Source organism: Cupriavidus sp. 01T418, assembly GCF_056398885.1.
The window spans coordinates 1-20,939 of the sequence record NZ_JBFTQG010000002.1; the positions used below are offsets into that span (position 1 = coordinate 1).

The following is a 20,939-nucleotide window of genomic DNA, read 5'->3' on the forward strand; positions in this document are numbered from 1 at the left end:
CGAGCTGTCGATCGATGTCACCAGCCTGGGCGTGCAGGTGCATGGCGGCATGGGCTTTATCGAGGAAACCGGCGCGGCCCAGCATTATCGCGACGCCCGCATCCTGCCGATCTACGAAGGCACGACTGCGATCCAGGCCAACGACCTGGTCGGCCGCAAGACCATGCGCGATGGTGGCGCGGCCGCACGCGGCATCTGCGCGCGGATCGCCGAGACCGAGGCGGCGCTGGGCCAGCATGCCGGTGCCGCATTTACCGCGGTGCAGGCGCAACTGGCCAAGGGGCGCGCGGCGCTGGAAGCGGTGGTCGAGTTCGTGGTGGCCAATGCCAAGTCGGACCCGAATGCCGTGTTTGCCGGCAGCGTGCCTTACCTGAAGCTGTGCGGCATCGTGTTCTCCGGATGGCAGCTCGGCCGTGCGATGCTCGCCGCCGACGCGAAGCGTGGTGAGGATCCGTCCTTCAGCGATGCCAAGATCGCGACCGCGCATTTCTTTGCGGAGCACATCCTGTCGCAGGCATCGGGCTTGCGCGATGCGGTCGTGTCGGGCGCGGTGCCGGTCAATGCGCTGAGCGAAGGGCAATTCTGAGATCGTCCCGGTCCATGCATGAAAAGGGCGGCCCCGCGGGGCCGCCCTTTTTTTTAGTGCCAGTGCCGGATCAGGCCGCTGCGTGGCGCGGCGCGCGGTGTGTTCCCGCTGGCTTGATATAGCGCGCGACCGAGAGGTCGTCGGCGCGGATCGCCGGCGAAGTGCCGGAGACCAGGTCCGACAGCAACTTGCCCGAGCCGCATGCCATGGTCCAGCCCAGCGTGCCGTGGCCGGTATTGAGCCAGAGTCCCTTGAGGGGGGTAGGGCCGACAATGGGCGTGCCATCCGGCGTCATCGGGCGCAGGCCCGTCCAGAAATCGGCGCGGCTGACGTCGCCGGCGCCGGGGAACAGGTCGGTGACCACATGTTCCAGCGTGCGGCGCTTGGCCGGGTCAAGCTTGCGGTCGTAGCCAACGATCTGCGCCATGCCGCCGACGCGGATGCGATCGTCGAAACGCGTGATCGCGACCTTGTAGGTTTCGTCGAGCACGGTGGAAACGGGGCTGCGCCGCGCATCGGTCATCGGCACCGTCAGCGAGAAGCCCTTGAGCGGATAGACCGGCAGGCTCGACAGGCCCGGCAGGACGTTCTTCACGAACGGCGTCGACCAACTGCCCAGCGCGACCACGACCAGATCCGCCATGACGGGCTTGCCGCCGACCATCGCGCCGATGACGGCGTCGCCCCTGGTCAGCAGGCCATCGATCGACCGGCTGTACTCGAAGCGCACGCCCAGGCCTTCGGCCATCGCTGCCAGTTTCCGGGTGAAGAGCTGGCAGTCGCCGGTTTCATCGTTAGGTAGCCGCAGGCCGCCGCTCAGCTTGTGGCTGACGGCGGCCAGGGCCGGTTCGCTCGCGGCGAGGTCCTCGCGCGATAGCAACTGGTAGGGCACGCCGGCTTGTTCCAGCACCGCAATATCCTTGGCCGCGCCGTCGAACTGCTCGTCGGTGCGGAAGATCTGCAAGGTGCCTTGCTGGCGGCCTTCGTAGGCGATGCCGGTATCGGCGCGCAGGGCGCGGATGCAGTCGCGGCTGTACTCGGCCAGCCGCACCATGCGCTCCTTGTTGATGGCGTAGCGCTCCGCGGTACAGTTCATCAGCATCTGCCACATCCACTGCAGCTGGAACAGCGAGCCGTCCGGCCGGATGGTCAGGGGTGCGTGCTCCTGGAACATCCACTTGATGGCTTTGAGGGGCACGCCCGGCGCGGCCCACGGGGACGCATATCCCGGCGAGATCTGGCCGGCATTGGCGAAACTGGTGCCAAGCGCGGGCGCGGCCTCGCGGTCGATCACGGTGACTTCATGGCCGGCACGGGCCAGGTACCAGGCGCTGGTCACGCCAATGACGCCACTGCCAAGAACGAGAACGCGCATAGTCGGAGGCTCTCAACCAAGAAATAGGGTGGATAGAGTATTTATCTCTATACTATTGAAATATGTGCAGTCATAGTTATCGTAATTTTAATGAAAACAGGAAGAAATAATGAGAACGAGTCGCCAGCCAGTGCGCAGCCTGGATCGGCTGGACCGCAAGATCCTGGCCTTGCTCCAGGCGGACGGGCGCATGTCGATGAGGGAACTGGCCGAAGCGGTCGGCCTGACCATCACCCCATGCATCGAGCGGGTCAAGCGCATGGAGCGCGATGACATCATCATGGGCTACTACGCCCGCCTGAATCCGGCGCTGCTGGGCAGCGGCCTGCTGGTGTTCGTGGAGATTTCGCTGGGCAACAAATCCGGCAATATGTTCGAGCAGTTCCGCCGCGAGGTGTCGCGCATTCCCGAGGTGCTGGAGTGTCATCTGGTATCGGGCGATTTCGATTACCTGATCAAGGCGCGCATCGGCGAGATCGGCGAATACCGCCGCCTGTTGGGCGATATCCTGCTGCAGCTGCCCGGCGCCGCGCAGTCCAAGAGCTACGTGGTGATGGAAGAGATCAAGGAAACGCTTGCCATCGCGGTGGACGAGACGGCGCCGCACGCCTGAAAGCCGCCGCCGGCTTTCCGTCTAGAACAAGGACATCTGCGGCGCGGCGCTGTCCCTGGAGAAATGCCCGGTAGTCAGCGGATGGCGCTCGGCGTTGAGCCCGAAGCGCTGGCAGGCCAGCTTGAAGCGCTTGCGCAGCAACTCCGCAAAGATGCCGGTGCCGGTCATGCGCGTGCCGAAGGTGGAGTCGTAGGCTTGCCCGCCTCGCATTTGCGCGATCAGGCTTTCGACATGGCGGGCGCGCAGCGGATGGTAAGTGGCCAGCCACTCGGAAAACAGCGCCGCCACCTCGCGCGGCAGCCTCAGCAGGATATACGCTGCCGTCTTCGCGCCCGCCCCGGCTGCCGCCTCCAGGATCGATTCCATCTCCGGGTCGGTCAGGCTCGGAATGACAGGCGCCACCATGACCCCCACGGGAATGCCAGCCTCGCACAGGGCCGCGATGGCGGCAAGACGGCGCGCCGGCGCGCTGGCACGGGGCTCCAGCGTGCGCGCGATCTCATTGTTGAGCGATGTGACAGACATATGGACCCGGACCAGGTTCTTCGCCGCCATGCGCCGGAGGATGTCGATGTCGCGCGTGACCACCCCCGACTTGGTGGTGATGGCCACCGGATGATTGAACCGTTCCAGCACTTCCAGGATGCCCCGCGTGATGCGCAGCTTGCGCTCGATGGGCTGGTAAGGGTCGGTATTGGCGCCCAGCGCGATTACCGATGGCGCGTAGTTGCGGCTGGCGAGTTCGGCCTCGAGCAGCGCGGCGGCGTTTTCCTTCGCGTACAGGCGGGTTTCGAAGTCGAGGCCCGGCGACAGCCCCAGATAGGCATGGCTGGGTCTGGCATAGCAGTAGATGCAACCGTGTTCGCACCCGCGGTAGGGGTTGATGGACGCATCGAATGGCAGGTCTGGCGACTGGTTGCGCGAGATGATGCGCTTCGCCTTCTCTGTGAAGACAATGGTCTGGATCTGCGGTGTCTCTGGTTCATCGAAGGCTTGGGACTCATCGGCGACCCGTTCACGGGCCCAGGCATCAAACCGGCTGACGTCGTTCGAGCGTGCCGCCCGGCCTTTGAGCGGGCTGGTGGAGGGAGGTCGGGTCGTCACGTTGGCGGTCCTGCGGCTACGGGTAACACTGTATGTTTATACAGTATTACGCAAAAACAGCCAAGAAAAGCTTGCTGGGCCTGTGTCTTGCACCCAGTCTTGCACGTGACTTCCTGGCAACTGGCCGCGTTCCTCGTGCACTACAAGCCGTGGTGTACTCTTGACAGGCATTCTGGCTTCGAGGAGGCTTTTCATGAGCGACGAACATTCTTCAGCTCTCGACGATATCGCCTGCCGCAGGGCGGTCCGATTCCGCTAGCAGGCTGGCGATAAGCCGACCACGTGAGCGCAGTTGCCGGTCGGGCAGCGGGGAGGACCTATGCAAGGAATCAATGACAAGGTATGTGCCGCAATTTCTGCCGTGCTGATTTCACTGCTTGCCGCATGCGGCGGGGACGGCACGAGTAGTGACAGTGGGGTGGCCACCCCGGCCACCCCGGCGAGCGGCATTCATCTGCAAATTGTCTCGTTCGGCGACAGCCTGTCGGACGTCGGGACCTTTGCGCCGATCGCGAGCGTGGTGGGAGGAGGGCGTTTCACGACCAATCCCGGGCAAGTGTGGACTCAGGATGTCGCGCAATACTACGGCGATACGCTAAGCGCTGCGTTTACGATCGACAGCAGTCATAGATTGAGTGCGCAAAGCGGCCTTGGCTATGCGGAGGGTGGCGCGACGGTCGCGACGCCGGCAAACCTGTCCGACTTTCTTACCGACGTGATCGGCAATGTCGAAATGCCCGTCAATCAGCAGGTTTCGAGCTATCTGGCCGCTCACGGGAGCTTCAACTCCAATCAACTGGTGCTGGTCATGGCTGGCTCGAACGACGTGCTTCGCGCCGGGGCGCTGCCGGCCGCGGCGCAGCCTGTGCAGGCGGCGGCAACCACCCTGGCTCAAGTTGTCGCACAAATCGTCCAGAACGGCGCCACGCATGTCGTGGTGGCCAATGTTCCGAATGTCGGGCTTTCGCCCAAAGGCGTTGCCTCGTCCGACGGCGGGGGCAACCTGAGCCAGTTATCGCAAATCTTCAACAGTAGTTTGAACGCTGCCTTGCAGGCCAACGGCGTGCAAGGCAAGGTCATCCAGATCGATACCTATACGTGGCAGAACCAGATCATCGCGAACTTCCAGGCCAATGGCTTCGTCGTGTCCAATACCAGCGTCGCCTGCGATCCCGCGAAAACCCTCCATGGCACGGCATTGCTGTGCTCGCCGCATACCTACGTGACGGCCAATGCCGATCAGACGTACATGTTCGCCGACGACCTTCATCCGACTACGCGTCTGCATGCACTGTTCGCTCAGTTCGTCGAGCAGCAGATCGCCAAGAGCGGTCTCGGTCACTGAGCCTGGGAAAACGATGGTCGACGAATACCGCGATGTCCGGCAGATCGAAGTGCATGGCGCCGGGCTGGCTACCAGGGCAGGCCTTTTACTGTGACAGGGCGCGCGCGGCTTCGACCTGGGATTCGAAGAAAGTCTGGAAACTGATGGCCAGCCCTGCCATCAGCAGGCCGGTACCGATCAGCAGCGACAGGATGACCAGGATCACGACCGGCCAGCCAGACCGGGTCGGCTTGCCGTGCGGGTTGAAGCGGGCATCCCATTTGTCGTCCGGGCGCAGGCCGTACACGATGGCCGCCAGGAACGCGCTGATCACCGACGTGCCGCCGGCGATGGCAAAGGCCCAGCTCAGCGCCGCCGAGCCGGCGCCCGTCTGTATCGACACGACGCCGATGACCCCGGCCAGGGCCGCCAGAAGGTGAGCCCATGCAAACCTGTCACGCAAGCCGCCCAGGTAGAAGCGATGCAAGCCCACGCTGCCGAACAGGAAGGCCAGCGCGACCGTGATCAGCTTGGATTTGCCCGGAGTCGGCTTGGCGTTTGCGGTTGCGGCGGCTGGAACTTGAGTGGCGGCAGGCATGAGGCGGCAGCTAGGTTGATGGCCGGCCCCGGGAGGCCGGCTCGATAACAGGTCAATGCCAGTCACGCTGGCGTCGGCGCTCATTGTACGCGGGCCCCAGGGATGGGCGCAGGGAGTCGGGGAGCCATGCGAGTCGGACGACGAAAGCGCACGGGCGTTCCGTGCGCGGCACATCCGGAGGGGAAGGGGGATAAGGGAAGGGGGCGCCTTCCTGAGCGGAATCGTCGGAAGATGCAGGATTCAGGCGAGCCTAACGGCCCCCGTCGCGTCCTCGCGCCTGCCAGCCTGGGCCCATGCCGGGACTGCGCTGCTCGCCGCGCGCGTTGTCGGCTTGCGCATTGCGATCGGACTGGCGGCCGCGGCCGTCATTGCGTTCCTGCGGGGGCAAGGGGCGGCCGTTGAGGCGGTCATCGGCGCGGGCGCGGGCTTCCATTCTTTCGATCTGGGCACGCACATGGTCTTGCCGTTCCGCACGTACACTCGCCATCTCCCAGCCGCCCTGGATGCGCGCATTGCCATTGCCCGCGATCCGGCCTTCGGGTCGGCTATGTTGCCAGAACGCGACCTGCGCATGGCTGGCAGCATTGAGGCCCAGTAGTGAAACGGCCCAAAGGATGCCAGTCACCAGGTTGCGCAAGGAGGTGCGGGGGAGCATGCGGAATCCCAGTATCCTGTCGCGCGGTGAATGGTTCGAGATATGGGTTCATGGTACGCACGGGTTTTAGGAACGCCTATGCAAAAGCCGTTACCGGTGTAACGGATTGTTTCGCCCTAGCCCTCGTCCCCGCGCCGCCACGGTGTCCCGCGGCCTCAGGGCGCATAGCGGATGCGGTAGATAGCGCCCGCCATATCGTCGCTGACCAGCAGCGAGCCATCCGGGGCGACCTGGACATCGACCGGCCTTCCCCAGGCTTTTTCATTGCGCAGCCAACCTTGCGCGAACACCTCCTGGCGTACTACCTTGCCGCTCTCGTCCAGCACGACCCGGACAACGCGGTAGCCGACCTTCGCGCTACGGTTCCAACTGCCGTGTTCGGCGATGAAAATATTGTTGCGGTACTCGGCGGGGAACTGCGAACCGGTGTAGAAGCGCATCCCGAGCGAGGCGACATGGGCGCCGAGTTTTGCGGCCGGCGGTTCGAACTCCGAACAGTCGCGCTGCCTGCCGAACTCCGGATCGGCGACGCTGCCGGCATGGCAGTACGGATAGCCAAAATGCTGGCCGGCCCGGGTCACGCGGTTGAGTTCGTCGTCGGGCACGTCGTCGCCCATCAGGTCGCGCCCGTTGTCCGTGAACCAGAGCTGGCGGGTGCCCGGGTGCCAGTCGAAGCCGACTGTATTGCGCACGCCCCTGGCCACCACTTGCAGGTCGGAGCCGTCGGGCTTCATCTTCATGATGTTGGCGTAGCGGTTTTCGTCCGGCTTGCAGATATTGCAGGGCGCGCCAACCGGGACATAAAGATAGCCGTCCGGACCAAAGGCGATGAACTTCCAGCCATGGTGCGTTTCGGACGGAAAGCGATCGCTCACCACGACCGGCCTGGGCGGGTTGTCGAGCCGGGTCTCGATATCATCGAGCCGGACTATGCGCGAAATCGACGAGGCGTACAGGGCGCCGTCGCGGAAGGCCACGCCCGCCGGCATGGTCAGGCCGGTGGCGACGACTCTCGCTTTCGGGCTGGGGGCCAGCGGATTGCTGATTGCATAAACCTTGCCCTGGCCGAGGGAGCCGATATAGAGCGTGCCGGCCGGTGACATGGTCATGCCGCGAGCTTCCGGCACGTCCTGGCTCAGCAGTTCGATGTGAAACCCCGGCGGCAACCGGACCTGTTCCAGCGGCAGCGCCGTGCCAGCGCTTGCGTTGGAACCGAACCAGGCGACCGCTGCGAAAGTGCCTGCAAGCAGGGCACGGTAGGCGCGAATGTGAGGGTAGGAACGCACGGCAAGATCTCCTGTCGGGGTTTTCGCCACGATGCCTGTCGCCGCATGTCGCGTCAATCGCTCTAAGTGTTTGTTTGGGCTCGGAATTTGGTCTATACTCTTGCGTTTCGTGTTCGAACATCAAGTTTTCTGAGGAATCAAACCATGGTCGTAATCCGTCTGGCTCGCGGTGGCAGCAAGAAGCGCCCCTTCTTCAATATCGTCGCAGCAGACTCGCGCAATCGTCGCGATGGCCGCTTCATCGAGCGTGTTGGCTTCTACAATCCCCTGGCTTCGGCAAGCGAAGAAGGCCTGCGTCTGGTGCAAGACCGCCTGAGCTACTGGCAAGGCGTGGGCGCACAGTTGTCGCCGACGGTTGCCCGTCTGGTCAAGCAGAACGCTGCCAAGACCGTAGCCTGATTGTTGTGACGCGCGTTTCGCGACGCGTGGCAAACGACACGTGACAGATCGCAAGCAAGGCGCCCCGGCGCGGCGGGCACTCAATGTGCCGCTCGAGCCCTCGGCCCGGCCCCAGGCCGGTGTGCAGGAAAAGGCGAGCCTGAAGCCGCAGGGCGTAGCCGGGATTCCGGCTGCGCTGGCGTATACCGATAAGCTGCCGGACGACCTGATCGAGGTCGGCTATATCAGTGCAGCTTATGGCATACGGGGTTGGATCAAGGTCGAGCCACATGCCGACGATGCGAGCGCGCTGCTGCATGCGCGCCGTTGGTGGCTGCTGAAGCCGCCGCCGACTGGCTTGCCTGGTGCGGCCGATGCGGTGGCATCCGATGCCCTGTGCGTGAAGGTCGTGCAATCCCGCGAGCATAGCGGGACCGTGGTGGCCCAGGCGAACGGCGTGTCCGATCGCAACCACTCGGAAGCGCTCAAGGGTCGCCGTGTCTGGATTCGGCGCGAGGATTTCCCCGCGCCGGATGAAAACGAATTTTACTGGGTCGATCTGATCGGCTGCGCCGTGTTCAATGAGCAGGGCGAGTCGCTCGGCGATGTGTCCGGCCTGATCGACAACGGCGCGCACCAGATCCTGCAGGTAGCGCAGGCCTTGCCTGACGGCAAGACGGGCGAGCGCCTGATTCCTTTTGTCGACGCATTCCTGCGCTCGGTCGATATCCCGGCCAGGCGCGTGGTGGTCGACTGGGGGCTGGACTACTGAGCGCCCGGCAAAGGGTGCTCGGCTGGCGGCGGCCGGGTGGGCAAGCATAGGGAGGAGCGGATGCAGTTCGATGTGATCACGCTATTTCCCGAGATGTTCCGTGCGCTGACCGACTGGGGCATTACCAGCCGGGCGGCAAAGCAGCAGCGCTATACGCTGCGCACCTGGAATCCACGCGATTTCACCAGCGACAATTACCGTACCATCGACGACCGCCCATACGGCGGCGGCCCTGGCATGGTGATGCTGGCCAAGCCGCTGGAAGATGCGATCGGCGCGGCCTGTTCGGCACAACTGGCGGCGCAAGCCGCCAGGGAAGAGCCGGGCGAGCCGGTGAAGCCGCATGTGGTGCTGATGTCGCCGCAAGGCGCGCCACTGACGCACCAGAAGGTGATGTCGCTGGCACAGCGCCCCGGCCTTGTGCTGCTGTGCGGCCGCTACGAAGCCATCGACCAGCGATTGATCGAGCGGCGCGTGGATGAGGAAATCAGCCTCGGCGATTTTGTGCTGTCGGGCGGCGAGTTGCCGGCCATGGCCGTGATCGACGCGGTAGTCAGGCATTTGCCGGGCGTGCTGGGCGATGCCCAGTCGGCGGTTCAGGACAGCTTCGTCAACGGGCTGCTGGACTGTCCGCACTACACGCGGCCGGAAGAATACGAAGGCGTGCGGGTGCCCGAGATACTGCTCGGGGGCCATCACGCCGAGATCGAGAAGTGGCGGCGCCAGCAGGCGCTCGCGAATACTGCGAAGAAGCGCCCCGATCTGATCGAGGCAGCGCGCAGCCAAGGGTTGCTGAGCCAGGCCGACGAGAAGTTCCTGTCGGCCTGGCTGGCGAAAGAAGGGCGGGAGCTTGCTCCCGCCAGGTGAAACCCCATCCTCTGCCGGGGCCCAGGCCATGCCTGGGGCAGACAACGCCGGCATGATGGACAAGGAGAAGAAACGATGAACATCATCGAACTGATCGAGAAAGACGAAATCGCGCGCCTGACCGCGAACAAGACCATCCCCGCATTCGCACCCGGCGACACCGTGATCGTCAGCGTGAACGTGGTGGAAGGTAACCGCAAGCGCGTGCAGGCATACGAAGGCGTGGTGATTGCCAAGCGCAATCGCGGCCTGAATTCGTCCTTCATCGTGCGCAAGATTTCCTCGGGCGAAGGCGTGGAACGTACGTTCCAGCTGTACTCGCCGCTGATCGCAGCGATCGAAGTGAAGCGCCGTGGCGATGTCCGCCGCGCCAAGCTGTACTACCTGCGTCAGCGTTCGGGCAAGTCCGCGCGGATCAAGGAAAAGCTGGCATTCAAGTCGGCTCCGAAGGCTGCTGCCAAGGCTGCTGCCGCCGAGTAAGCCGCTGTCGCCATGGCCGGTTCCTCCGGACGTGGCTACGCAAAAAGGGCACCTCCGGGTGCCCTTTTTGCGTCTGTGTGCATCTGCGCCCATCATTTTGTTGCAGCGCAAGAAGAACCGTTTGGCCGGCTTCTGTCATACTCGCAAGGATTATGCGTCCTGCCTTTGATCCTGAATCCCTCCCCATCGTCGCCACCGGTACCCGGCACCCGCCGCTTGCCGAGGCGCGCCTGCGGCCGGAGTTCATCCGGCACCGGCTGCAGGCGCCGCCAGCGTGGGCGCCCGAGCTGACCGACGAATCGCGCGCCTACGACCGTAGCCTGAAACTGCGCGACGCGGCGGTGCTGGTGCCGCTGGTGGAGCGGAGCGACGGGCTGACCGTGCTGCTGACCGAGCGCAATGCCAACCTGAGCTCGCACGCCGGGCAGATCAGTTTCCCCGGCGGCCGGCACGAGGACTTCGATATCGACCGTGTTGCCACGGCGTTGCGCGAAACGGAAGAAGAAGTGGGGCTGGTGCGCGACTATGTGGAGGTGCTGGGTAGCCTGCCTGACTACATCACGGGCACTGGTTTCCATGTCAGCCCGGTGGTGGGCCTGGTGCGCGACGGTTTCACGCTGCGCCCCGATGCGCGCGAGGTTGCCGATGTCTTCGAGGTGCCGCTGGGGTTCCTGATGGACCCTTCCCATCACCAGCAGCGCCTGTTCCGCTGGGTGGATGGAGAGCGGCTGTTCTATGCGATGCCCTTCCCGCGCGAAGACGGCGGCCACCGCTTTATCTGGGGCGCCACCGCCGGCATGCTGCGCAACCTCTATCACCTGCTGGCTGCCTGATTACCATCACGGCAGCCACACAAGGCGCGGTCTCAGGCCGCGGCGGCCTGGTTTTGCCCGATGCAGTGCGGGCAGCTCTTGCCCACCGCATAGTGCGGACTTTGCTGCTCCTCGGTGCTGACCACGGCGCGGCAGGCGAAGCATTGCTTCGGTCCGGCCGGCTCCAGGCTGGGGTTGAGCGCGGTGCGGTAATCGAAGACGAAGCAGTCGCCCCGGTAGTGGCTGCCGCCCACTTCCTCGAAGTACTTGAGGATGCCGCCTTCAAGCTGGTAGACGTGCCCGATGCCGGCCTCCTGCATGTGGATGGCGGCTTTCTCGCAGCGGATGCCGCCGGTGCAGAACGACACGATGGTCTTGCCCTCGAATTCCGCCTTGTGTGCCGCGATGGCCGGCGGGAAGTCGCTGAACTTGGCGATGTCGTAGTCGACCGCCTGCTCGAAGGTGCCAACCGCGACCTCGAACGCGTTGCGGGTATCGAGCATCACCACCGGGCGGCCGGCGTCGTCATGGCCCTGGTCCAGCCAGCGCTTGAGGTCCACGGGCCGCACCGCCGGCGCGCGCCCGGCCTCGGGGCGGATCAGCGGCATCTTCATGGTGATGATTTCCTTCTTCTCGCGCACCAGCATGCGCTTGAAGGGCTGGTTTTCCGACAGGCTTTCCTTGGGCTCGATATCGGCGAAGCGCGGATCGGCGTGCAGCCAGGCCAGGAAGCCGTCGATGGCTTCGCGCCCGCCCGCCAGGAACAGGTTGATGCCTTCCGGCGCGAGCAGGATGGTGCCCTTGAGCCCGTGGGCGTCGCAGCGCGCGCGCATTTCCGGGCGCAAGACCGGGATATCGTCCAGCGTGACGAATTTGTAAGCGGAGATGTTTACGATCTGCATAGTTGGCGCGCGCCCGGCCCGCGCCTTGTGACCGCGCGGTAACTGCCTGATTGGAAAGGCGAAATTATAGCGCCTTGATGGCCTCGCGCAGGTCTTTTCCTAGCGCCCGGGTTGGTCTTGCCATGCAGCCCGTGGTGCAAAGAAGGCGGGCGAGGGCATGCCGAGCCGGTACAATTACGCCCATGTCCGCACCTCGCTTCGTTCATCTCCGTCTCCATTCCGAGTACTCCGTCGTCGACGGCATCGTGCGTCTCGACGACGCCGTCAAGGCCGCTGCCGCCGACGGCATGGGCGCGCTCGCCCTGACCGACCTCGCCAACGCCTTCGGCCTGATCCGCTTCTACAAGGAAGCGCGCGGCGGCGGTGTCAAGCCCGTGGTCGGCGCCGACGTCTGGCTCACCAATGCTGACGACCGCGACAAGCCCTCGYGGCTGCTGCTGCTGGTCCAGGACCGGCGCGGTTATCTCAACCTGTGCGTGCTGCTGTCGCGCGCGTGGCTGTCGAACCAGTACCGCGGCCGTGCCGAGATCGACCCGGCCTGGTTCGGCGAGGCCGGCGAAGAGGGCCTGCCGCTGGCCACCGGCATGATCGCGCTGTCCGGTGCCATGGGCGGCGATATCGGCGTGGCGCTGGCCAATGGCAACGAGGCGGCGGCGGCGCAGGCCGCGGCGCATTGGGCGAAGGTGTTCCCGCAGCGCTTCTACATCGAGCTGCAGCGTGCCGGCCAGCCCGGCACCGACGCCTACGTGCAGCAGGCGGTGCAACTCGCGGCCAACATGCGCCTGCCGGTGGTGGCGACGCATCCGGTGCAGTTCATGACCGCCGACGATTTCACCGCGCACGAGGCCCGCACCTGCATCGCCGAAGGCGAGCTGCTGGCCAATCCGCGCCGCACCCGGCGTTTCACCACCGACCAGTATTTCAAGACCCAGGCCGAGATGTGCGCGCTGTTCGCCGACATCCCGTCCGCGCTGGAAAACGCCGTACAGATCGCGCGCCGCTGCAACCTCACGCTGGAGCTGGGCAAGCCGCGCCTGCCGCTGTTCCCCACGCCCGACGGCATGTCGCTCGACGACTACCTCGTGCACCTGGCCAAGGAAGGCCTGGAAAAGCGCATGGCGGTGCTGTTCCCCGACGAGGCGGTGCGCGAGGCCAGGCGCCCCGAGTACTATGCGCGGCTGGAGTTCGAGACCGGCACCATCATCAAGATGGGCTTCCCCGGCTACTTCCTGATCGTGGCGGACTTTATCAACTGGGCCAAGAACAACGGCGTGCCGGTGGGCCCGGGCCGGGGTTCGGGCGCCGGTTCGCTGGTGGCCTATGCGCTGGGCATTACCGATCTGGATCCGCTCAAGTACGCGCTGCTGTTCGAGCGTTTCCTGAACCCGGAACGGGTTTCGATGCCCGACTTCGACATCGACTTCTGCCAGCACGGCCGTGATCGCGTGATCACCTACGTGAAGGAGAAATACGGCCACTCGGCGGTCTCGCAGATCGCCACCTTCGGCACCATGGCCGCCAAGGCCGCGGTGCGCGACGTGGGCCGCGTGCTGGACCTGGGCTATGGTTTCGTCGACGGCATCGCCAAGCTGATCCCCTTCAAGCCGGGCAAGCTCGTCACCATCGAGGAAGCCAAGAAGGAAGAGCCGCTGCTGACCGAGCGCGAGAAGAACGAGGAGGAAGTGCGCCAGTTGCTGGAGCTGGCGCAGCGCGTGGAAGGCATGACGCGTAACGTCGGCATGCACGCCGGCGGCGTGCTGATCGCGCCCGGCAAGCTGACCGATTTCTGCCCGCTCTACACGCAGGGCGCGCAGAACGACGGCATGAGCGGCGTGGTCAGCCAGTACGACAAGGACGACGTGGAAGCGGCCGGGCTGGTCAAGTTCGACTTCCTGGGTCTGACCACGCTGACCATCCTGGACTGGGCCGAGCGCTATATCCGCCGGCTCGATCCGTCCATGGCGGACTGGAACTGCAGCCAGATTCCGCTCGACGACGGCGCGGCATTCGACATCCTCAAGACCGCCAACACGGTAGCAGTGTTCCAGCTGGAAAGCCGCGGCATGCAGGGCATGCTGAAGGACGCCAGGCCCGACCGCTTCGAGGACATCATCGCGCTGGTCGCGCTCTACCGCCCGGGCCCGATGGACCTGATCCCCAGCTTCTGCGCCCGCAAGCACGGCCGCGAGAAGGTGGAGTACCCGGATCCGCGCGTCGAGCCGGTGCTCAAGGAGACCTACGGCATCATGGTCTACCAGGAGCAGGTGATGCAGATGGCGCAGATCATCGGCGGCTACTCGCTGGGCGGCGCTGACTTGCTGCGCCGCGCCATGGGCAAGAAGAAGGCCGAGGAAATGGCCCAGCACCGCGAGCTGTTCCGCGAGGGTGCCGCCAGGAACGGCCTGACCGCCGAGAAGGCCGATGACACCTTCGACCTGATGGAGAAGTTCGCGGGCTACGGCTTCAATAAATCGCACGCGGCGGCTTACGCGCTGCTGGCCTACTACACGGCCTGGCTCAAGGCGCACCACCCGGCCGCGTTCATGGCAGCGAATATGTCGCTGGCCATGGACGACACCGACAAGGTCAAGATCCTCTACGAGGATTGCAAGCTGAACAAGCTTCAGGTGCTGCCGCCCGACGTCAACGCCAGCGAATACCGCTTCGCGCCCACCGATGCCAAGACCATCCGCTACGGTCTCGGCGGCATCAAGGGTTCGGGGCAGGGCGCCATCGAGGACATCCTGCGCGCCCGCGAGGAAAAGCCGTTTGCCGACCTGTTCGATTTCTGCGAGCGCGTCGACCGCCGCCAGGTCAACCGCCGCACCATCGAAGCACTGATCCGCGCCGGCGCCTTCGACAGCCTCAACGACAACCGCGGCCAGTTGCTGGCCTCGGTGTCGCGCGCGATGGAAGCCGCCGAGCAGAAGGCCGAATCGGCCAACCAGGTCTCGCTGTTCGACCTGATGGCCGACGCCGGCGAATCGCACCGTCCCGAGCTGGTCGACGAGCCCGCCTGGCCGCCCAAGCGCAGGCTGCAGGAAGAAAAGCAGGCCCTGGGCTATTACTTCTCCGGGCACCTGTTCGATGCCTATCGCGACGAAGTCAGCCGCTTCATCAAGGGCACGCTGGCCGGGCTGGAAAAAGAAGTGCAGGGCAACGGCGGCGGCTACGGCCGCGACGTGCGCGGCAAGGTGATCGCCGGTGTCATCACAGGCATCCGCACCCAGATGACGCAGCGCGGCAAGATGCTGATCGTGCTGCTGGACGACGGCACCGGGCAGGTCGAAATGACCGTGTTCAATGAATTGTACGAGGCCAATCGCCATATGTTCCGCGAAGACGAGATGGTGATCGTGCAGGGCAATGCGCGCCATGACACCTTTACCGGCGGCGTGCGCTTCACCGCCGAATCGGTGATGGACCTGGTGGCGGCGCGCGCCAGGTACGCCGAGGCGGTTGGCCTGGCCTTCAACGGCAATGCCTCGACCGAGCTGCTGCGCGAACTGCTTACGCCCTACCTGGCGACAGTGGCCAACACGCCTGGCTTGCCGGTGCGCGTCAGCTACGCGACCACCGGCGCACGCTGCGAGGCGGAACTGGGCCGGCAGTGGCTGGTCACCCCGTCGGACGACGCCCTCGCGAGTTTCCGCAAGGCCTTGTCGGGCGAGAACGTCCGTATGCTGTACGGCTGACCCGGGCTGCCGGCAGGGCGGCAACGGCATGGCGCCGCCCTGATTGGTATTGCTGCCGTCCATCCCGTCATTCCATGGATCTCACAAGCCCCGCATGGCCAAGCAACGTATCCTTTTTCACCTGACCCACTTCCTGCGCGGTGGTATCGAGACCTCGCTGGTGTCGCTGCTGTCCTCGCTGGATCGCGATCGCTTCGAGATCGGGCTGACGCTGACCTATCCGACCGAGGCACTGGAGACCCATTTCCGCGCGATGCTGCCGCCGGACGTCAAGCTCCACATCCTCGCGCCGGAGGCCTGGCTGTCGCGCTGCCGGCAACTGAAAAAAGCGGGCAAGCTGGGGCCGTTTGGCAAGATCTACGAGGAAGTGCTGCTGCCGCCGCTGCGCAAGCCGCTGGTCAACCGGCGCTTTCGCGGCATCCTGCGCGACTATGACCTGGTAATCGATTACGATATGTCGCTGTCGCGGCTGACGGGTCCGTTGCCGGTGCCGATGATCGGCTACCAGCACTTCAGCGTGGCCCATCTGGAGCGCGAGAATCGCCGCAAGCTGCGCAAGCTGCGGCGCCAGTGCCGCGAGCATTATGACCGCATCGTCGTGCTCAACGACAGCATGCTCGCGGATGCGCGGGCGCTGATTCCCGAGGCGGCCGACAAATTCATCCGCCTCTACAACGCCACCGATCTGGACCGCATTCGCGCGCTGGGCAAGGCGCCGTTCAGCCCGCCGGCCTATCCCTACATCGTGTCGGTGGGGCGGCTGGAGGAAAGCCAGAAGGATTTCACCACGTTGCTGCGGGCCTACGCCGCGCTGGTCAGGGGCACGGGCTTGCGCGAGCGCCTGGTGCTGGTGGGAGATGGCGCTTCGCGCGGCCGGCTCGAAGCGCTCACGCGCGAGCTGGGTATCAGCGAACGCGTCAGCTTTGCCGGCTTCCAGGCCAATCCCTATGCGTGGATCCATCATGCACGGCTGATGGCGTTCAGCTCCAAGATGGAAGGACTGCCCAATGTGCTGCTGGAAAGCATGGCGCTGGGCCAGTTCGTGGTGAGCACCGATTGCCCGGTGGGGCCGCGCGAAATCCTCGCCGATGGCCAGGCTGGCCTGCTGACGCCGGTGGGCGATGTGCCCGCGCTGGCGGAGGCGATTCGCCGCGGCCTGGAGGATGACCCCCTGCGTGCCCGGCTGCTGGCCTATGCCGCGATCCACATCGAGCAGATGGGGTTTGGCCCGACCTCGGCGGCTTTCAGCGCCTGCGTGGACGATCTGCTGGGCGCCCCCCAGGCGGGGGCGGCAGGCCTCGCCCCGGCGGCTACGACTGCTGCTGCTTCTGCTGCAGGTACCACAGCTTGATGTACTTGTAATAGCTGGCCTGGCCGTTCATCAGCGCCACGCCCAGGCCCTGCGCGCCATCGAGAAAACTGCGGCGCAGCAGGTAGGTTCGCAGGAAGGCCCAGGCGCCATGCAGCACGGCGCTGGCGGGCGAGGCCGTCTTGCCGCGCGCAAAGCCTTGCTGGGCGCCCAGGCTGGAATAGTTGTCGATCTTTTGCAGCACCTGCGAGAAATCGTCGTAGGTGTAATGCAGCAGCGGCGAATTCAGCCGGCCGACCGGTGCATCGGCAATCACGCGCTCGTGCACGAGATCGTCGGTGAAGCGGGCGTGGCCACGCCGGAACAGCCGTGTGACGTAGTCGGGGTACCAGCCGCCGTGGCGGATGAAGCGGCCGCAAAAGCGCGACAGGCGAGGGACCTCGTAGGCGTCGGACTGGCCCGACGCCACTGCCGCGAGGATCTCGTCGCGCAGCTCGGGGGTGACCCGCTCGTCGGCGTCGATGGAGAAGATCCAGTCGCCGTCGGCCTTGGACACCGCCAGGTTTTTCTGGGCGCCGAAACCGGGCCAGTGCTCGGTTTCAAAGACCTCGGCGCCAAGGCTGCGGGCCAGCTCGACCGTGCCGTCCTGGCTACCCGAATCCACTATAATCGCGCGGTCGCACCAGGACACGCTTTCCAGGCACTCCCGGATATTGTGTGCCTCGTTTTTTGTAATCAGTACGACAGAGATTCTCATAGAGTTTGCTTATGGTGTTTCGTGCGACCAGACAGGCATGGCTGGCCAGCGAGTCAGTCCTGGCCTGCACCGTGCTCCTGGCGGGCGCGCCGCTCCAGCATTTTCATTGCCGCGTTGCTTCTTGCCGTGCTGCCGTGCTGCCGGGCTGGCAATGCATGGGCCGGATCATGTCACGCTACCGCACTTTGCCGGTCCAAGCGGGGCTAGCCATTCTAGCGGTACAGATGATGACGGCGCACCAGGCAAATTTCGTTTTCTATGCCAGCGTGATCGGGCTCTTGCCCGGGCTGGCTGCGGTACAAGCAAAGTATCCCCGCGTCGACGGGGTGGAGAAACTGTGAAAGTCCAAGAACAAAATGCGCCCCCGGCACAGGAAGCCGACACCCTGAAGCGAGTCTGGTCTTACCTGCGGCCCGAAATGCGCGTGTTCATCGTCGCCATCATCGCGATGGCGGTCGTGGCCGGCGCCGAGGGTATCATCCCCAAGGTCGTCAACGACCTGCTCGACAAGGGTTTCGGCGGCGCCTATGCCGGCAAGCTCTGGCACGTGCCGGCGCTGCTGATCAGCGTGGCACTGGTGCGCAGCGTGGCGCAGTTTGCCTCCGGCTACCTGCTCGCCCTGATCTCCAACCGCGTGTTGCTGAAGATGCGCATGCAGATGTTCGAGCGCATGTTGCGCGCGCCGGCGCTGTTCTTCCATCGCAACACCGCGGCCTCCCTGATCAATGCCGTGATCTTCGAAGTCAACCAGGTCATGCAGATCCTGACCGGCGTGCTGATCACCCTGGTGCGCGATTCGCTGACCGTGCTGGCGCTGCTGATCTATCTCTTCTACACCAACTGGCGGCTGACGCTGGTGGTGGCGGTGATCCTGCCCGTGATCGGTTTCGTCATGTCCAAGGTCAATCGCCGCCTGCGCCGCCTTAACCGCGACCACCAGACGCTGACCAACACCGCAGCCTACGTGGTCGAGGAAGCTGCCGGCGGCTACAAGGTGGTCAAGCTGCATGGCGGCGAGGCGTATGAGACATCGCGTTTTGCGGCCATGGCCGAGCGCCTGCGTGGCTATTCCATGCGCATGGCGGTGGCGGGCGGGCTGAACCAGCCTGTCACGGCGTTCCTGGCGGCGCTGGCGCTGTCGGTCATCCTGACCATCGCGATGATCCAGGCGCAGTCCAACCAGACCACGGTTGGCAGCTTCACGGGCTTCGTGATGGCGATGCTGCTGCTGATCTCGCCGCTCAAGCACCTGACCGACCTGAATCAGCCGCTGCAGCGCGGCCTGACCGCGGCCGAGATGATCTTCGGCCTGATCGACGAGCCGATCGAGCCGCAGGACGGCGGGCTGCCGCTGGAGCGCGCGCGTGGCGAGCTGGTGTTCGAGAAAGTGGGTTTCCGCTACGGCGATGCCGCCCGCCCGGCGCTGGACAAGATCCACTTCAACGTCAGCGCCGGCGAAGTGGTGGCGCTGGTGGGGCCGTCGGGCAGCGGCAAGACCACGCTGGTCAACCTGGTGCCGCGCTTCTTCCATCCGACCGAGGGCCGCATCCTGCTCGATGGCAAGACCATCGATGCATACTCGCTGCTGGACCTGCGGCGCCAGATCGCCTTCGTCAGCCAGGACGTGGTGCTGTTCAACGACACCGTGGCCGCCAACGTCGCCTATGGCGTGCATCCCGCGGAGGACATCGATATGGCGCGCGTCGAACGCGCGCTGGCTGCCGCCTACCTGACCGAGGTGGTCAAGGGGCTGCCGCAGGGGCTGGAGACCAATATCGGCGACAATGGCATGAAGCTGTCCGGCGGCCAGCGCCAGCGCATGGCGATCGCGCGCGCGCTCTACAAGGACGCGCCGATCCTCATCCTCGACGAGGCGACCTCCGCGCTCGACTCGGAATCCGAGCGCCAGGTCCAGGCCGCGCTGGAGGCCCTGATGGTCGGCCGGACCACGCTGGTGATCGCGCACCGCCTGTCCACCATCGAGAACGCCGACCGCATCGTGGTGCTCGACCACGGGCGGGTGGCGGAACATGGCACGCACGCCGAGCTGCTCTCGGCCGAGGGGCTCTACGCCGGGCTGCACAGGATCCAGTTCGCCACCCAGTAAGCCGGTTTCCGCTGCCCGCGGCAGCTGTTGCGGGCGGCGCATGCGCAGTGCAAGGAGGGCGATAGCCCCAAAGGAGACCATCATGACCGCATCCAGGCCGCCGCTGAGCCGCTACCCGGTTCCCGCCATCGCCGACCTGCCCGAGGACATCCGCGCGCGCATCCTGGAGGTCCAGGACAAGGCCGGCTTCGTGCCGAACGTATTCCTCACGCTGGCCCACCGGCCCGACGAGTTCCGCGCCTTCTTCGCCTACCACGACGCGCTGATGCTCAAGGATGGCGGCCTGACCAAGGGCGAGCGCGAAATGATCGTGGTGGCCACCTCGGGCGTCAACCAGTGCCTGTACTGCGTGGTGGCGCATGGCGCCATCCTGCGCATCTACGAGAAAAAGCCGACGCTGGCCGACCAGGTCGCGGTCAACTACCGCAAGGCGGATATCACGCCGCGCCAGCGCACCATGCTCGACTTCGCCCTGAAGGTCTGCCAGGCCTCGCACGAAGTGGGCGAGGCCGATTTCGCCGCGCTGCGGGATCATGGATTCAGCGACGAGGACGCCTGGGATATTGCCGCCATCACCGCCTTCTTCGGCCTGTCCAACCGCATGGCCAACACCATCAGCATGCGGCCGAACGAGGAGTTCTACCTGATGGGGCGCGTGCCGAAGGCAAAGTAGGGTGGCAGGCCTGTCACGGGAGGCGGCGCGCGCTACTTGATCTGCGCGCAGCGGCCGCTGCGCGGGTCGAACAGCACGGGCCACGCCTGCTCGTAGATGCCCGGGGTGCAATGCTGCTCGCAATGCGCGTGGGCCAGCGTGATGCGCCGTGGATCCTGCCACACCATCAGCGTGCAGCCGCTGCCGTCGATCGCCTGCAACTCGATATGGGGTGTCTTGCGTACCTGGCGGAACTCGGCGAAATCGAAATGGCAGGAGCCGTGCCTGCCCACCCAAAGTTTCCAGGTCAGGCTGCGCACGTCGTTGCTCGATACGCGCATATGCGCATCCTCCCGGAAACCATCTTCCTCGGTGCGCTGGCAGTCGCCGGCGATATCGATGTCGTGCGGGGGGATTGGCGTGGGCCGCTCGCGGGCGGCGGCGGCGGGAGCCGCGGGCGCAGGTGCGCGGGCAGCGGGCGGGGCCGGAGGCGGGAGCGTCACGGTGCATGCCGACAACGCGGCAACTAATGACCACAGCGTCACGCGCTTGATCTTCATGGCTGCTCCTTGCGCCTGGTGCCCGCGCAGCAAACTGGTCGCGGGCACCTGCATCTATTTATAGAGGATGGCGTAAGGAAGGCGAGGGAAAGCGCGTCGCGTCCTGC

At 65.1% G+C, this 20,939-nt stretch carries 21 protein-coding genes; 13 read left to right on the forward strand and 8 right to left on the reverse strand.

From position 1 onward, the window contains the following. A partial coding sequence (locus AC1DQ3_RS01985; RefSeq protein WP_477118508.1) for an acyl-CoA dehydrogenase C-terminal domain-containing protein occupies positions 1–586 on the forward strand: 586 nt, incomplete at its 5' end. Between the two features lie 70 nt (positions 587–656). On the opposite strand, the gene AC1DQ3_RS01990 is transcribed toward AC1DQ3_RS01985, so the two are convergent. Beyond that, positions 657–1,961, reverse strand: coding sequence for a D-amino acid dehydrogenase (locus AC1DQ3_RS01990; RefSeq protein ID WP_477118509.1), 1,305 nt, complete (start codon positions 1,959–1,961; stop codon positions 657–659). A gap of 109 nt (positions 1,962–2,070) precedes the next feature. On the opposite strand from AC1DQ3_RS01990, the gene AC1DQ3_RS01995 reads away from it, so the two are divergent. Further along, positions 2,071–2,574: an Lrp/AsnC ligand binding domain-containing protein gene (locus AC1DQ3_RS01995; RefSeq protein WP_477118510.1), complete on the forward strand. Its 504-nt coding sequence runs from the start codon at positions 2,071–2,073 to the stop codon at positions 2,572–2,574. Between the two features lie 21 nt (positions 2,575–2,595). On the opposite strand, the gene AC1DQ3_RS02000 is transcribed toward AC1DQ3_RS01995, so the two are convergent. Continuing rightward, entirely contained in the window at positions 2,596–3,678 is a 1,083-nt protein-coding gene (locus AC1DQ3_RS02000) for a PA0069 family radical SAM protein (protein ID WP_477118511.1), read from the reverse strand. A 319-nt stretch (positions 3,679–3,997) separates the two neighbouring features. Here AC1DQ3_RS02000 and AC1DQ3_RS02005 point away from each other — a divergent pair, with 319 nt between their 5' ends. Next, positions 3,998–5,023 (forward strand): SGNH/GDSL hydrolase family protein, encoded by a 1,026-nt coding sequence (locus AC1DQ3_RS02005; protein WP_477118512.1) that lies wholly within the window; start codon positions 3,998–4,000, stop codon positions 5,021–5,023. Positions 5,024–5,108: 85 nt separating this feature from the next. On the opposite strand, the gene AC1DQ3_RS02010 is transcribed toward AC1DQ3_RS02005, so the two are convergent. The 3 genes from AC1DQ3_RS02010 to AC1DQ3_RS02020 all read right to left on the reverse strand — a co-directional run bounded on the left by AC1DQ3_RS02010 (position 5,109) and on the right by AC1DQ3_RS02020 (position 7,505). Beyond that, a complete protein-coding gene (locus tag AC1DQ3_RS02010; protein ID WP_477118513.1) occupies positions 5,109–5,600 on the reverse strand; it encodes an NINE protein in 492 nt (163 codons plus the stop codon). Positions 5,601–5,850: 250 nt separating this feature from the next. Continuing rightward, entirely contained in the window at positions 5,851–6,255 is a 405-nt protein-coding gene (locus tag AC1DQ3_RS02015; protein WP_477118514.1) for a hypothetical protein, read from the reverse strand. A 155-nt stretch (positions 6,256–6,410) separates the two neighbouring features. Then, positions 6,411–7,505, reverse strand: a complete 1,095-nt coding sequence (locus tag AC1DQ3_RS02020) for a PQQ-dependent sugar dehydrogenase (RefSeq protein ID WP_477118898.1) — start codon at positions 7,503–7,505, stop codon at positions 6,411–6,413. Between the two features lie 180 nt (positions 7,506–7,685). Here AC1DQ3_RS02020 and rpsP point away from each other — a divergent pair, with 180 nt between their 5' ends. The 5 genes from rpsP (at position 7,686) to AC1DQ3_RS02045 (ending at position 10,871) form a co-directional block, all read left to right on the forward strand. Continuing rightward, positions 7,686–7,940: a 30S ribosomal protein S16 gene (rpsP, locus tag AC1DQ3_RS02025; protein WP_477118515.1), complete on the forward strand. Its 255-nt coding sequence runs from the start codon at positions 7,686–7,688 to the stop codon at positions 7,938–7,940. A 121-nt stretch (positions 7,941–8,061) separates the two neighbouring features. Then, a complete protein-coding gene (gene rimM / locus AC1DQ3_RS02030) occupies positions 8,062–8,691 on the forward strand; it encodes a ribosome maturation factor RimM (RefSeq protein ID WP_477118899.1) in 630 nt (209 codons plus the stop codon). Positions 8,692–8,751: 60 nt separating this feature from the next. After that, positions 8,752–9,558 carry a tRNA (guanosine(37)-N1)-methyltransferase TrmD gene (gene trmD, locus AC1DQ3_RS02035; RefSeq protein WP_477118516.1) on the forward strand — a complete coding sequence of 269 codons (807 nt, stop codon included), beginning with the start codon at positions 8,752–8,754 and terminating at the stop codon, positions 9,556–9,558. A gap of 75 nt (positions 9,559–9,633) precedes the next feature. Beyond that, positions 9,634–10,038, forward strand: coding sequence for a 50S ribosomal protein L19 (rplS, locus tag AC1DQ3_RS02040; protein WP_477118517.1), 405 nt, complete (start codon positions 9,634–9,636; stop codon positions 10,036–10,038). Positions 10,039–10,190: 152 nt separating this feature from the next. Then, the gene (locus AC1DQ3_RS02045) at positions 10,191–10,871 is read left to right on the forward strand and encodes a CoA pyrophosphatase (RefSeq protein ID WP_477118518.1); all 681 of its coding nucleotides are present in this window, start codon (positions 10,191–10,193) and stop codon (positions 10,869–10,871) included. Between the two features lie 32 nt (positions 10,872–10,903). Here the strand turns inward: AC1DQ3_RS02045 and AC1DQ3_RS02050 are convergent, their stop codons facing one another. Beyond that, on the reverse strand, positions 10,904–11,752 hold the full coding sequence (locus AC1DQ3_RS02050; protein WP_477118519.1) for a sulfurtransferase: 849 nt from the start codon (positions 11,750–11,752) through the stop codon (positions 10,904–10,906). 182 nt (positions 11,753–11,934) lie between these two features. Between AC1DQ3_RS02050 and dnaE the strand changes: the two genes are divergently transcribed. Both dnaE and AC1DQ3_RS02060 read left to right on the forward strand, forming a co-directional pair. Beyond that, a complete protein-coding gene (gene dnaE / locus AC1DQ3_RS02055; protein WP_477118520.1) occupies positions 11,935–15,447 on the forward strand; it encodes a DNA polymerase III subunit alpha in 3,513 nt (1,170 codons plus the stop codon). 94 nt (positions 15,448–15,541) lie between these two features. Continuing rightward, entirely contained in the window at positions 15,542–16,798 is a 1,257-nt protein-coding gene (locus AC1DQ3_RS02060) for a glycosyltransferase (RefSeq protein ID WP_477118521.1), read from the forward strand. Here the strand turns inward: AC1DQ3_RS02060 and AC1DQ3_RS02065 are convergent. Then, complete coding sequence (locus AC1DQ3_RS02065) at positions 16,758–17,513, reverse strand: glycosyltransferase family 2 protein (protein WP_477118522.1); 756 nt, start codon at positions 17,511–17,513, stop codon at positions 16,758–16,760. The two genes, AC1DQ3_RS02060 and AC1DQ3_RS02065, sit on opposite strands and share 41 nt — an antisense overlap. 11 nt (positions 17,514–17,524) lie before the next feature. On the opposite strand from AC1DQ3_RS02065, the gene AC1DQ3_RS02070 reads away from it, so the two are divergent. The 3 genes from AC1DQ3_RS02070 (at position 17,525) to AC1DQ3_RS02080 (ending at position 20,293) form a co-directional block, all read left to right on the forward strand. After that, positions 17,525–17,854: a hypothetical protein gene (locus AC1DQ3_RS02070; protein ID WP_477118523.1), complete on the forward strand. Its 330-nt coding sequence runs from the start codon at positions 17,525–17,527 to the stop codon at positions 17,852–17,854. Beyond that, complete coding sequence (msbA, locus tag AC1DQ3_RS02075; protein ID WP_477118524.1) at positions 17,851–19,620, forward strand: lipid A export permease/ATP-binding protein MsbA; 1,770 nt, start codon at positions 17,851–17,853, stop codon at positions 19,618–19,620. The genes AC1DQ3_RS02070 and msbA overlap by 4 nt, the downstream gene beginning before the upstream one ends. Before the next feature lie 82 nt (positions 19,621–19,702). Next, positions 19,703–20,293, forward strand: a complete 591-nt coding sequence (locus tag AC1DQ3_RS02080; RefSeq protein WP_477118525.1) for a peroxidase-related enzyme — start codon at positions 19,703–19,705, stop codon at positions 20,291–20,293. Positions 20,294–20,325: 32 nt separating this feature from the next. On the opposite strand, the gene AC1DQ3_RS02085 is transcribed toward AC1DQ3_RS02080, so the two are convergent. Next, on the reverse strand, positions 20,326–20,832 hold the full coding sequence (locus AC1DQ3_RS02085; RefSeq protein WP_477118526.1) for a hypothetical protein: 507 nt from the start codon (positions 20,830–20,832) through the stop codon (positions 20,326–20,328). Positions 20,833–20,939: the final 107 nt, after the last annotated feature.